The sequence below is a fragment of the Streptosporangium sp. NPDC051022 genome, from assembly GCF_040683035.1.
Taxonomy (GTDB): domain Bacteria; phylum Actinomycetota; class Actinomycetes; order Streptosporangiales; family Streptosporangiaceae; genus Streptosporangium.
In genome coordinates this window covers 81,510-94,282 of record NZ_JBFBCF010000025.1, presented here as the reverse complement: position 1 = coordinate 94,282, position 12,773 = coordinate 81,510, and the positions used below count along the sequence as shown (strand labels likewise).

The 12,773-nt window shown below is 72.4% G+C and carries 10 protein-coding genes; 9 read left to right on the top strand and 1 reads right to left on the bottom strand.

Annotated elements, in window-relative coordinates:
* Positions 1–75 precede the first annotated feature (75 nt).
* From AB0N02_RS32850 to cobA, 7 genes are all read left to right on the top strand, one after another.
* On the top strand, positions 76–921 hold the full coding sequence (locus AB0N02_RS32850; RefSeq protein WP_363954341.1) for a (Fe-S)-binding protein: 846 nt from the start codon (positions 76–78) through the stop codon (positions 919–921).
* Positions 918–2,330, top strand: coding sequence for a lactate utilization protein B (locus AB0N02_RS32845; RefSeq protein WP_363954339.1), 1,413 nt, complete (start codon positions 918–920; stop codon positions 2,328–2,330). Before AB0N02_RS32850 ends, AB0N02_RS32845 begins: the two co-directional genes overlap by 4 nt.
* Positions 2,327–2,950: an LUD domain-containing protein gene (locus AB0N02_RS32840; protein WP_363954337.1), complete on the top strand. Its 624-nt coding sequence runs from the start codon at positions 2,327–2,329 to the stop codon at positions 2,948–2,950. Before AB0N02_RS32845 ends, AB0N02_RS32840 begins: the two co-directional genes overlap by 4 nt.
* 200 nt (positions 2,951–3,150) lie before the next feature.
* Complete coding sequence (locus tag AB0N02_RS32835; protein ID WP_363954335.1) at positions 3,151–3,693, top strand: GNAT family protein; 543 nt, start codon at positions 3,151–3,153, stop codon at positions 3,691–3,693.
* A 173-nt stretch (positions 3,694–3,866) separates the two neighbouring features.
* Complete coding sequence (locus AB0N02_RS32830) at positions 3,867–4,694, top strand: sirohydrochlorin chelatase (protein WP_363954333.1); 828 nt, start codon at positions 3,867–3,869, stop codon at positions 4,692–4,694.
* 87 nt (positions 4,695–4,781) lie between these two features.
* Positions 4,782–5,966, top strand: a complete 1,185-nt coding sequence (locus AB0N02_RS32825) for a nicotinate-nucleotide--dimethylbenzimidazole phosphoribosyltransferase (RefSeq protein ID WP_363954331.1) — start codon at positions 4,782–4,784, stop codon at positions 5,964–5,966.
* A 148-nt stretch (positions 5,967–6,114) separates the two neighbouring features.
* The gene (gene cobA, locus AB0N02_RS32820; RefSeq protein ID WP_363954329.1) at positions 6,115–7,347 is read left to right on the top strand and encodes a uroporphyrinogen-III C-methyltransferase; all 1,233 of its coding nucleotides are present in this window, start codon (positions 6,115–6,117) and stop codon (positions 7,345–7,347) included.
* Between the two features lie 358 nt (positions 7,348–7,705).
* Here the strand turns inward: cobA and AB0N02_RS32815 are convergent, their stop codons facing one another.
* Complete coding sequence (locus AB0N02_RS32815) at positions 7,706–8,134, bottom strand: hypothetical protein (protein WP_363954327.1); 429 nt, start codon at positions 8,132–8,134, stop codon at positions 7,706–7,708.
* 298 nt (positions 8,135–8,432) lie between these two features.
* On the opposite strand from AB0N02_RS32815, the gene AB0N02_RS32810 reads away from it, so the two are divergent.
* Positions 8,433–10,970 (top strand): dynamin family protein, encoded by a 2,538-nt coding sequence (locus AB0N02_RS32810; RefSeq protein ID WP_363954325.1) that lies wholly within the window; start codon positions 8,433–8,435, stop codon positions 10,968–10,970.
* Positions 10,967–12,607, top strand: a complete 1,641-nt coding sequence (locus AB0N02_RS32805; protein WP_363954323.1) for a GTP-binding protein — start codon at positions 10,967–10,969, stop codon at positions 12,605–12,607. Before AB0N02_RS32810 ends, AB0N02_RS32805 begins: the two co-directional genes overlap by 4 nt.
* Positions 12,608–12,773 lie beyond the last annotated feature (166 nt).

The window sequence follows — 12,773 nt, the reverse complement described above, 5'->3', positions numbered from 1 at the left end:
GGCGGGTGCCACCACCCGGTGGCCGGACGGCGTCCGGACCATATGGTGATCAGAGCACACGTCGGAAGGAGTGCCATGCGCGTCGCCTTGTTCATCACCTGTGTGAACGACACGCTATTCCCCGGCACCGGGCGGGCGGTCGTGACGCTGCTGCGCCGTCTCGGATGTGACGTCGAGTTCCCCGCGGCGCAGACCTGCTGCGGCCAGATGCACGTCAACACCGGATACCCGCGCGAGGCGGAGCGCCTCGCGCGGCACTTCGTGGACGTCTTCGCCGGATACGACGCGGTCGTCGCGCCCTCCGGGTCGTGCGCGGCGATGGTCCGCGAGCAGTACCCCCGGCTGGCCCGCGCCCGCACTCCGGTCCCCGTCCCCTCCGGGACCGTTCCCTCCGCGCCCGCCGAGGGGTTCACCCCCTCCACGCCCGCTCCGGAATCCCCCTCCTCCCGTGTCCCTTCCGAGGCCGCCTTCTCCGACGAGGTCGCCGCGCTGGTGCCGAAGGTCCACGACCTGTCCGAGTTCCTGGTCGACGTCCTCGGCGTCACCGACGTCGGCGCCTACTTCCCGCACCGGGTGACCTACCACCCGACCTGCCACTCCCTGCGCGGCCTGCGCCTGGGCGACCGCCCCACCCGGCTCCTGGAACGGGTCAGGGGGCTGGAACTGGTCCCGCTCCCCGCCGCGGAGGAGTGCTGCGGCTTCGGCGGCACCTTCGCGGTGAAGAACCCCGCCGTCTCCGCCGCCATGTGCGCGGACAAGGTGCGCAACGTCGCCTCCACCGGGGCCGAGGTGCTCTGCGCCGCCGACAACTCCTGTCTCATGCACATCGGCGGCACCCTCGGACGCCAGCGCACCGGGATCCGGACCGTGCACCTCGCCGAGATCCTCGCCGCCACCGACGCTGCTGAGGGGGCCCGATGACCGGCGGCCACGCCTTCCTCGGCATGCCCGCCTTTCCCAAGAGTGCCGCGGCGGCCGTACAGGACTCCCAGCTCAGGTTCAACCTGCGAAAGGCCACGCACACGATCCGCGACAGGCGGGCCTCGGTCGTCGCCGAGCTGCCCGACTGGGCGAGCCTGAGGGAGGCGGGCAGGCAGATCAAGGACCACACGCTGCGCAACCTGGAGCACTACCTCCTGCGGCTGGAGGAGACCGTCACCCGGGCGGGCGGCCACGTCCACTGGGCCGCCGACGCGCAGGAGGCCAACCGGATCGTCGCGGAGCTGGTCAGGGCGACGGGCGAGACCAGCGTGGTGAAGGTCAAGTCCATGGCGACCCAGGAGATCGGCCTCAACGAGGCCCTCGCGGCGGAAGGGATCACCGCCTACGAGACCGACCTGGCCGAGCTGATCGTGCAGCTCGGCGACGACTGGCCCTCGCACATCCTGGTGCCCGCGATTCACCGCAACCGGTCGGAGATCCGCGAGATCTTCCGGGAGAAGATGGCCGTCTGGGGGCGCCCCGCACCCGGGGGACTGACCGACGACCCGCGCGCCCTGGCCGAGGCCGCCCGCCTCCACCTGCGGGAACGGTTCCTGTCCACCAAGGTCGCGATCTCCGGCGCCAACTTCATGATCGCCGAGACCGGAACGCTGGTGGTGCTGGAGTCCGAGGGCAACGGCCGGATGTGCCTGACCCTGCCGGAGACGCTGATCAGCGTGGTCGGCATCGAGAAGCTGCTGCCGAGCTGGCGGGACCTGGAGGTCTTCCTCCAGCTCCTGCCCAGGAGCTCGACCGGTGAGCGGATGAACCCCTACACCTCCACCTGGACCGGCGCCGTCGAGGGCCAGGACTTCCACCTGGTCCTGCTCGACAACGGGCGCACCGGGGTCCTCGCCGACGAGATCGGCAGGCAGGCGCTGCGCTGCATCCGCTGCTCGGCCTGCCTGAACGTATGCCCGGTCTACGAGCGCGCGGGGGGACACGCCTACGGCTCGGTCTATCCCGGCCCCATCGGCGCCATCCTCACCCCGCAGCTGCGCGGTATGGCCTCGGAGCTGGACGCCTCCCTGCCCTACGCCTCGACGCTCTGCGGCGCCTGCTTCGACGCCTGCCCGGTCGCGATCGACATCCCCGAGGTGCTGGTCCACCTGCGCGGCCTGGCCCGTCACCCGCGCGCGGAGCGCATGGGCATGCGCGCCGCGGGCTGGGTGTTCGACCGCCCGGAACGGCTGGCGCGCGCCGAGCGCCTGGCGGGACGCCTGCGCCGGTTCGTCCCCAGACGTCTGCCGGGGCCGCTGTCCGGCTGGACTGACACACGTGACATTCCCGACATTCCCCAGGAGTCCTTCCGCGACTGGTGGGACCGTACGGACGGAGGTACCGGATGAACGGCGGAGCGGCCGGCCGGGAGCTGATCCTGTCGAGGATCCGCGCGGCCGTGGGATCGGCCCCGGACGTCGAGATCACCCGTGCCTACCGCACGTCCCGCGCCGCCCCTGACCCGGCGGACGTGGTCGAGCTGTTCGCCGAGCGGGTGGCCGACTACCGGGCCGCCGTGCACGTGACCGACGACGACGGCCTGGCCGGGACGATCGCGGCGGCGCTGGCCTCGCGAGGTGTCACCCGGCCGCTCGTGCCCGGCGGCCTGCCCTCCGGCTGGGTGCCGGGGGAGACCGTCGCCGACGACCCGCCGCTGAGCGCGGCGGAGCTGGACGCGGTGCGGGGCGTGGTCACCGGCTGCGCCGTGGCGATCGCGGAGACCGGCACGATCGTGCTGGACGCCGGGCCCGGCCAGGGGCGGCGGGCGCTGACCCTGGTGCCCGACTACCACCTGTGCGTGGTGCGCGCCGGGCAGATCGTGACGGGGGTGCCGGAGGCCGTCGCCCGGCTCGACCCGCTCCGGCCGCTGACCTGGATCAGCGGCCCCTCCGCCACCAGCGACATCGAGCTGAACCGGGTCGAGGGCGTGCACGGCCCGCGCACGCTGGAGGTCGTCGTCGTCCGCTGAGCGCCCCGGCCGGTCCCACGGAGCCGGGACACGCGGAGCCGAGACACGCGGAGCCGAGACACGCGGAGCCGAGACGCGCGGAGGAGTCTTCGCGGGGCGGGGTTGCGCGGGCGCGTTCCCATGGGATGGGCTTGGCGCCGCCGCACTCCACGGCCTCGTTCCACGGATTCCACGGCCTCATTCCACGGCGGGGAGAGCACGTGACAGCCTTCGCACCCGACTCGTCCGTCACGACGAAACGGCTCCTGCTCCGTCCCTTCGGCCCGGCCGACGAGGCCCGGATCCGCGCCGTCGTCGAGGCACGCGACTCCTTCCTGCCGCCCGGCGCGCCCGGTCACCGCTCCGGCGTCTCGCGATGGCTCGCCCGGGGCGTGCACGAGCTGCGCCGCTCCGGCCAGGGCGCGCATCTGGCGATGGAGGCCGACGGGCTCATCGTGGGGGCGATCAGCCTGTTCAAGACCCACTGGGGCGCCGGCACCACGGAGGTCGGGTACGGCGTGCACCCGCTGCACCGGGGACGCGGCTACGCTCCGGAGGCCGTACGCGGCCTGGCGCGCTGGGCGTTCGAGAACACGACCCTGCGCCGGATCGAGCTCCGCGTCAACCTGGTCAACACCGCCTCCCAGCGGGTGGCGGAGAAGGCCGGATTCGTCAGGGAGGGGGTGCTGCGCGCCGCCGCGCTGGAGGACGACGGCCCGCACGATGTCGTGGTCTTCGGCCTGCTCAGAAACGATCTGGTCTGACCCGGGGGAGAGGGGGCGGTGTCTTCCGGCGCCGCCGTACGGGCCCGGTGCCGTTCGTGCCATATCGAATGTGATTTATCGATTCGTTACCTGTCCATGACCAGTCGTTATCGGATATCCTCGCCAGTCGCGACTGCGTATCCCCAGGTCAAGGTCATTGGAGTCCTGTTTCTATGAAGCCGCCGCTGCTGCTCATCGGGCAGGGCTCACACGAAGACAACGAATCCGTCGAGTTCGGCAGGTTCATCCACCGCCTCCGCTGCCGGTTGGATCAGACCGCGGCCGACGTGTCCGGCGGATACATCACCAAGGCCAGGCCGCGTCTGCGCGACTCGGTCGCCTCCCTGGTCGCGCGCGGCCATCACCGCATGGTCGCGCTGCCGCTGAGCCTCGCCGGCGACATGCGGATCGGCGCCGACATCCCCGCGGCGATGGCCAGGGAGCAGGAGCGTCACCCCATGCTCACCTGTGACTACGGCCGTCCCCTCGGTTCGGACCCGCGCATCCTCGCGCTGCTCGCCGAGCGCCTGGCGGACGCCGCCGCCGAGGTAGCCAGCCTTCGCCTGGTCCCCGCGGCCGTGAGCTCGTTCGACGACGAGCCCGAGCGCATCGAGATCGGCGAGACCGCGGTGGTCCTGGTCGGCGACGGCTCGACCAGCCCCGCGATGAACGCCGACGTGCACCGCGTCTCCAGGCTGTTCTGGGAGACCCACGCCCACGAGTACATGACGGTGGAGACCGCCTTCACCTCCCTCACCCCGCCCGGCGTCCCCGGAGGCATCGAGCGCTGCCGCCGTCTCGGCGCGAAGCGCGTGATCGTCGTGCCCTACCTGCTGTTCGCCGGGGGCGTCCTGGACAGGATCTGGGCCCAGGCCATGGCCTACGCCGCGGGTCATCCGGACCTGGACGTCCGCTGCGCCGACGTCATCGGCGACTGCGAGGGCCTGGCCGACGTGGTCGTCGAACGCTACGAGGAAGCGCTCAGCGGCGTCGTCTGGTGATCCGCCGCCCGCGGGGGACAGGGGCCAGGCGGTCCCGCTTCCGGGGCGGGATGACCGCCTTGCGGGTTTCGCGGGACACTGGACGGCATGACCATCCTTGAGCAGACCATCGCCGCGATCCGGCCCGCCGACCCGGCGGCCCTCGCCGAGGCGAGGGCCCACCAGGACAGCCTGACCAAGCCCCGGGGCGCGCTGGGCGTGCTCGAGGAGGTGGCGGTACGGCTGGCCGGTGCCGCCGCCGTCAGCCCGCCGCCCCTCCCGGCCCCGGCGGCCCTGGCGATCTTCGCGGCCGACCACGGGGTCCACGCCCAGGGAGTGAGCCCGTGGCCGCAGGAGGTCACCCTGCAGATGGTCGGCAACTTCCTCGCGGGCGGTGCCGTGGCCAACGCCTTCGCGGCCCAGGTGGGCGCCTCGGTGACGGTCGTGGACGTCGGAGTGGCCGCCGACCTCGCCCCCGCGCCGGGACTGAGGGTCGGCAAGGTCGCCCACGGCACGGCCGACCTGTCCCGCGGGCCCGCGATGACCGCCGAGCAGGCGGTCGCGGCCCTGGAGACCGGGATCGAAGTGGCTCGTGACCTCGTGGAGCAGGGGGCCCGCTGCCTGATCACCGGCGACATGGGCATCGCGAACACCACCGCGTCGGCCGCGCTGATCTGCGCCTTCACCGGGCAGGACGCGGCGGTCGTGACCGGCAGGGGAACCGGCGTCGACGACGAGACGCTGGCCCGCAAGGTCGAGGTGGTCCGGCGGGCACTGCGGGTGAACGGCCTGCGCCCGGACGCCGGCGAGTCTCACCCCGGTACGGACGCCTCCGGGCGGGGGACGGTCCCGGAGGCGGGGACGGCCGTTCCCACGCCGGGAGAAGACGGCCTGCCCGAGGCCGGCACGGCGCTCCCGGCGCTCTCGGCCCTGGAGACGCTGGCGGCGGTCGGCGGCCTGGAACACGCCGCGATCGCGGGATTCATCCTCGGTGGGGCGGCCCTGCGGGTGCCGGTCATCCTCGACGGGGTCATCGCGGGGTCAGCGGCGCTCGCCGCGGCCGCGCTGGCCCCCGCCGCGGTGGACCACTGCGTGGCCGGTCACCGTTCCGCCGAGCCGGGCCACGCCGTCGCTCTCGGACACCTCGGCCTGCGTCCCCTGATGGAGCTGGAACTGCGGCTCGGCGAGGGCACCGGCGGGCTGCTGGCCCACCCCCTGGTCTGCGCGGCCGTCAGGGTCATGCACGAGGTGGCGACCTTCGACTCCGCGGGGGTCACCGACAAGGAGGCCTGATCTGCGAAAGGCCGGGCCTCCACGGGTGACCCCAGGCGCCGTTCCGCGCACGCCGTTCGCATGGCGGCAACGAACGGTGAAGTGTTAACCGGTAGGTTTACCTCCTAACACGCACTGCACATTCATCGCGAACGGGAGATCTGTCACCATGTCGCCCTACCTGCTCGGCCTGCAGCTTTCCGGGCGGCGGGTGCTCGTCGTGGGTGGGGGACGTGTCGCCCAGCGGCGCGTCCCGGCGCTGCTGGAGGCCGGCGCCCTGGTCACCATCGTCTCGACGAGCGTCACGCATGCTCTCGACGACCTCATCGCGACCGGTCGGGTGGTCTGGGAGGCCAGGCCGTACCAGGTCGGTGACGTCGACGGCGCCTGGCTGGTCCACGCCTGCACCGACGATCGCGCGGTGAACACCGCGGTCGCCGCGGAGGCGGAGGCCAAAAGGATCTGGTGCGTGCGCGCCGACGACAAGGACGCGTCGGCCGCCTGGACCCCCGCCACCGGGCGGGTGGACGAGATCAGCGTCGCGGTCACCGCGGGAGGCGATCCCCGCAGGGCGGCCGGGATCAGGGACGCCGTCGTGGGAGCCCTCCGTGACGGTACGGTCGACGCCCGGCGCAACCGCACCAAGCCGGTCGGCGTCGCCCTGGTCGGCGGCGGCCCCGGCGATCCCGGCCTGATCACGGTCCGCGGGCGGCAGTTGCTCGCCCAGGCCGACGTGGTCGTCGCCGACCGCCTCGCCCCGCAGCCCCTGCTGGACGAACTGTCCCCGGACGTCGAGCTGATCGACGCCGCCAAGATCCCTTACGGCCGCTACATGGCCCAGGAGAGGATCAACGAGCTGCTGGTCGAGCACGCCAGGCAGGGCAAGTTCGTGGTCCGGCTCAAGGGGGGCGATCCGTTCGTCTTCGGCCGGGGCGGCGAGGAGATGCTCGCCTGCGCCCGCGCGGGGATCCCCGTCATCGTCGTGCCGGGCATCACCAGCCCGGTCGCGGTGCCCGCCGCGGCCAACGTGCCGGTGACGCACCGCGGCGTCAGCCAGGAGTTCCACGTGATCTCCGTGCATGTCCCGCCCGGCGACGCGCGGTCCACCGTCGACTGGCCAAATCTGGCCAGATCGGCCGGAACCCTGGTACTGATGATGGCTGTTGAGCGAATTGGGTCGATTGCTGAAACTTTTCTCCATGAGGGACGTTCGCCGGAAACTCCCGTAATGGTGGTACAGGACGGTACTCTTCCCACCCAGCGTGTTCTTTACGCCACGTTGGCGACGGTGGCGGAGCGTGTGACCGCGGCGGGAATCCGGCCACCTGCGATCGTGATCGTCGGCGATGTCGTGAAGGTCGGCCAGGAGGTCGAGATGGTTCGAGCGGAGCGGGTACCGTGAAGTCGGCTGCCAACAAGCCCACCCATCCGGGCGAGCGTGACCACCGCCTCGCCGACGCCCCTCGGGATCCGTCCGGTGACGTCCCGCCGGACGAGGAGTCCCCCGGCGAGCAAACGGTCACCTTCCAGGCCATCCGCTCCGACGACGCGGAGCCTCCGCAGGCCTCCGGCGTACGGCGCCCGGCGGGAGAGGCGGAGGAGAAGGTCGCCGAGACCACCCGTCCCGCGAGCGGGCAGGCAGTGACCCCTCGGAAAGGCGCGGGCGCGGCCCCGTCGGCGGGCCGGGCGCCTGCCGGGGGGAAGGGTTCCGGTAACGCTCCCGCTCAGGGGTCTCAGGGAGCGCAGGGGTCTCAAGGGGCTCAGGGGCAGGCCGACGGTGCTGCGCCGGTCGACGATGCCTTCGCGGCTTTTCGGTTGGCGGCCGAGGCGGCCATTTCGTCGGTGAACGAGGTGGTCGCGGCGGCCGAGGCGAAGGCCACCGTTCCCCGGGAGCGGAAGGAGGCCCCCTCCGGCGCGGACAAGAACACCGCCTCTCCGGGCGGCACCGCCGTCGGGGCCGTCCGCAAGGGGGCCGCCGCCGCCCGTGAGGCCGCCGCCCGTGAGGCCGCCGCTCGTGAGGCCGCGGCCGCCCGGGCAAGGGAGAGCGCGGGCCAGTCCGTGCGTGAGGCCACCGCCCCGTCGGGCAACGTCGCCCCGTCGGGCAACGCTGCGACAGGCGCGGGCACCGCCCCGGCGGCGGCCGGAAGGACCGGCTCCTCGGGCAAGGCGTCCTCTCCGGGGAGAACCACTGCCTCTCCGAGCGGAACCTCCTCCCAAGGGGCGCCCGTCTCTCCACAGAAGGCTCCCTCCCAGGGCACGGGGACTCCGCAGGGGAATCCCTCTCCCACGGGCCGGGCGCCTGCCGGGGGGAAGGGTTCCGGTAACGCTTCCGCTCAGGGGTCTCAGGGAGCGCAGGGCTCTCAAGGGGCACAGGGGTCTCAGGGAGCGCAGGGGTCTCAAGGGGCTCAGGGGCAGGCCGCCGGTGCTGCGCCGGTCGACGATGCCTTCGCGGCTTTTCGGTTGGCGGCCGAGGCGGCCATCTCGTCGGTGAACGAGGTGGTCGCGGCGGCCGAGGCGAAGGCCACCGTTCCCCGGGAGCGGAAGGAGGCCCCCTCCGGCGCGGACAAGAACGCCACCGTCTCCCGGAGCGGAGATCTTCCTCCTCTCCGTGCGAACGACGCGGGCGGGAAGCAGGGGGCTCCGGGGACCGGGACAGCGAAGACGGGTACGGACGCCGAGGCATTCGTCGTGGCCTCCCCCGACGGTGACACGCGGACGGCCGATGCCGCCAAGGACGCGAAGGCGGCGGGTGAGGCCGCCGGTGCCGGCGCGGGTGTGAAGCTCCCCGCCGGATCCCCCGCGGGGGCCGGGACGGGGGCGCGGAAGGGCGCGGACACGAAGAGCGCCAAGGACGCGAAGGCGGGCGACGGCGCGAAGGCAGACGCCCCGAAGGCCGAAGGCACGGAGACCGGCGACGCGAAGGCGGCCGAAGGCACGAAGTCCGGCGCTCCGAAGGGCAGTGCTCCGAAGGGCAGTGCTCCGAAGGTCGGCGACGGTGCGAAGGGCGCCGAAAGCGTGAAGGCGGGCGTGGAGGGCGACACCGCCGAGACCGCCGAGACCGCCGTCTCCGCGGCGAGCCTCCGGCGGTCGGCCGGGGTCGAGCCGAAGGTGCACGCCTCCTCGGACCCTGAGACGGATCGGGAGCCGGACGAGATCGTCGTCTTCGCCGAGGAAGACGGCGCCCACGACGTCGAGGACGCCCAGGACGCCGAGGACGCTGAGGACGCCCGCGACACTCAGGACGCCGAGGACTTCCAGGACACTGAGGACGAGGACGGCCAGGAGCCCGGCGAGGCCGACGAAGCCGAGAAGGCGGAGAACGGCCGGATGCGGGAGCTGCCGCTGCCCGAGGCCGTCTCCGAGGCCCTGGCCAACGCGCTCGCCATCCTGCGGGACAGTGTCACCGGCCTTCACTTCGGCCTCGACCTCCCCGGCGCGGAGGAGGCCAGGCGGGCACAGAGCGAGCTCCTGGCCCAGCTCGACGACTACGTGATCCCCAGGGTCCACATGAGCACCGCGCCCGCGCTCGTCGTCATCGCGGGTTCGACCGGAGCGGGCAAGTCCACGCTCCTCAACACCCTCGCCAACGCCAAGGTCAGCGCCACGGGAGTGCGGCGCCCGACCACCGGCACCCCGGTCCTCGCCTGCCACCCCGACGACCATGAGTGGTTCGCCGAGGGAGAGCTGCTCGGCAGCCTGCGGCGGCGGGACGCTCCCGCCCCGCAGGGGGAGCCCGGCAGCCTCGTCCTCGTCTCCACCGAGCGTCTCCCGACGGGCGTGGCGCTGCTCGACACCCCCGACATCGACTCGGTCGTCGAGGAGCACCACGAGATCGCCCACCGCATGCTCGACGCCGCGGACCTGTGGATCTTCGTGACCACCGCGGCCCGTTACGCGGACGCCCCCGCGTGGCGGCTGCTCCGCCTGGCCAAGGAACGCGGGGCCCGGCTGGCCATCGTGCTGTCCCGGGTACCGCCCAAGTCCCGTGAGGTGATCACAAAGCACTTCGTCAGGATGCTCACCGAGTACGGTCTCGGCGATGTGGAGCGGTTCGTCATCGACGAGAGCAAGGTCACCGACGGCATGCTCCCCGACCACGAGGTCACCGACCTGAGGCTCTGGCTGACCGAGCTGTCGGTGGACGACCGGCGGCGGGCGCAGGCCGTGAAGGCGACCCTGACCGGGACGCTGGACAGCTTCCGCACCCGGATCCCCGCCCTGGCCAGGCAGCTGGAGGTCCAGGTGATCTTCAGGCGTGAGCTCCGGGAGGACATGGACACCGCCTACGCGACCGCGCTGTCCGAGATCGAGGAGGCGACCAGGAACGGTTCGCTGCTGCACGGCGAGGTCCTCGCCCGGTGGCAGGATTTCGCCGGATCGGGTGACCTCATGCGGACCCTGCACCTGCGCAAGCCGGGCCGGTTCGCGGGCAAGGCGACCCAGCAGGCGCCCGAGCGGCTCAGCGCGCTGAAGTCCGCGCTCAGGGCGGGGCTGGAGTCCGTCATCGTCTCCGCGGCCCAGCGGGCCGCCGAGGAGGTCGTCGCCCGATGGTCGCAGCGTTCCGGGGCCGGTGAGTCCCTGGCCGCGACCGAGGGGCTCGGCCGCGTCTCCGACGACCTCGCGCGCAGGACCAGCCGGGTCGTCGGCGGCTGGCAGGACCACATCATCGAGTTGATCCGTACCGAGGGTGTGACCAAGCGGGCCGTGGCGAGGCTCGTCTCCTTCGACGTCGAGTCGCTGGCGCTGATCTTCGTGATCGGGCTGCTCGGCTACGGCTCCGCCGAGGCCGAGGGGACGGCGGGTACGGGCGGGCTGCCACAACGGCTGGTGCACGCGCTTTTGGGCGCCGAGTCACTGCGTACCATCGGCGCCAAGGCCCGCAGCGATCTGCGGGCCCGGATCGCCACGCTGTTCGACGATGAGACGTCGCGTTATGTCCAGGCCCTCGACGGTGCGGGCATTCCTGACGAATCCGCCGCCACTCGCCTTTACCAGGCAACGTACAACCTTGAGGTCGCCCGATGAGCGTTGGCACCACCCAGACTCGCCAAGGTCTCGGCACCCGGCTCGCCGCGCTGTCACGGATCGTGGAACTGGGGCCGGGCAGGGTCGACCCCAAGCTTCTCACCGAGTCCGGGCAACTGCTGCTGCGCGCCGGTGACAGGCTCAAGCTCTCCTCGGAGCACACCGTGGTCGCGCTCGCCGGAGGCACGGGAAGCGGCAAGTCCACGCTGTTCAACTCCGTCTCGGGCCTTGAGCTCTCGCCGACCGGGGTCCGCCGTCCGACCACGGCGCGCACCCACGCGTGCGTCTGGGGCCTGGACGGCGCGGGCCCGCTGCTCGACTGGCTGCAGATCCAGTGGCGGCACCGCTTCGCCAGGGCCAGTGCCCTGGACAAGGGCGAAGGCCGGTTGCACGGGCTGATCCTGCTCGACCTTCCCGACCACGACTCCATCCGCGCGCTCACCGACCCGGAGGCCGACCGGCTGATCCAGGTCGCCGACCTCGTCGTGTGGGTGCTCGACCCGCAGAAGTACGCCGACGCCTCGACCCACCGGCGCTACGTGACCGAACTGGCCGGGCACGAGGCGGTGACGATCTTCGTGCTCAACCAGGCGGACAGGCTGTCCCCCGAGGAACTGGCCGAGTGCGTCGCCGACCTGGAGGACCTGCTCCGCCGCGAGGGCGTCGGCGACCCCGTCGTCGTCATCACCTCCGCGATCAACGGGGAGGGGGTGGACGAACTCAAGGCGGTCCTGGCCGAGACCGTGACCAGGCGCAGGGCGGCGGTCCAGCGCCTTGAGGCCGACCTCGACCGCCTCACCGCCCGCCTGACGAAGACCATGCCCGTCGAAGGCGCCCCGACTCCTCCCTCGGCCGTCGACGACGCGCGCAGGATCGGTCTCACCGACGCGCTCTGCGACGCGGTCGGCGTGCCCGCCGTCGGCGAGGCCATGGAGAACGTGTACGGCGTGCGGTCGGTGGAGTGGGTCGGCTGGCCGTACAGCCGCTGGATCGCCAAGCTCCGGCCCGACCCGCTGAACAGCCTGCGTCTCGGTGATCTCAAGAACGAGATCCGTGGGCTGACGGGGGGCGCGGTCAGCGCGCAGGCCGCCGAGGTGGACAACGCGGTGCGTGCCCTGTCGGACGGGCTGACCGCCGGCATGCACGAGGCCTGGCAGAACGGGGTCAGGGACGCCGCCCGTTCGCACATGACCGAGCTGCCCCAGAAGCTCTCCGAAGAGCTCACGGAGATCGCGCCCCGTCTTGATCGGGTCCCGGCCTGGTGGCGGTTGCTCCTCGTCTGGCAGTACTTCCTGGTTCTGCTCTTCGTCGCCGGGGCGGTCTGGTTCGGTACGGCTCTGGCCTACGGCGTGTTCGGCGCGGGAACGCTGCCCTCGGGGCTGGAGATGTTCGGCGAGACGGCGTCGCTGCCCTGGGTGGGACTCATGATCCTGTCGGTCCTGGGACTCGGCCTGCTCACCGCCGTGGCCAGCCGTAACTTCGTCATGCTCGGTGCGGGCAACGAGCGCGACAGGCTGGAGCGGGAGATGCGCCGCAGGGTCGGGGCGGTGGCCGCCGGCGCGGTGATCGAGCCGGTGGAGCGCGAGCTGGCCAGATACAACGAGTTCTACTCCGCCCTGCGGGGCGTGCGGGGCTGACCTGGCTCTTCGCGCGGGCTCGGGTCGCCCCGGTCTCCCCGCACCGGTCCGGGCTCGACGCGGCTTACCGGGATCGGCCGGGTTCGCCGCCGTCCCGTGCGGGCCGCGTGGATCGTGTGGACTGCATGAACCGTGCGGATCGCATGAACCGTGCGGATGGCGTGGA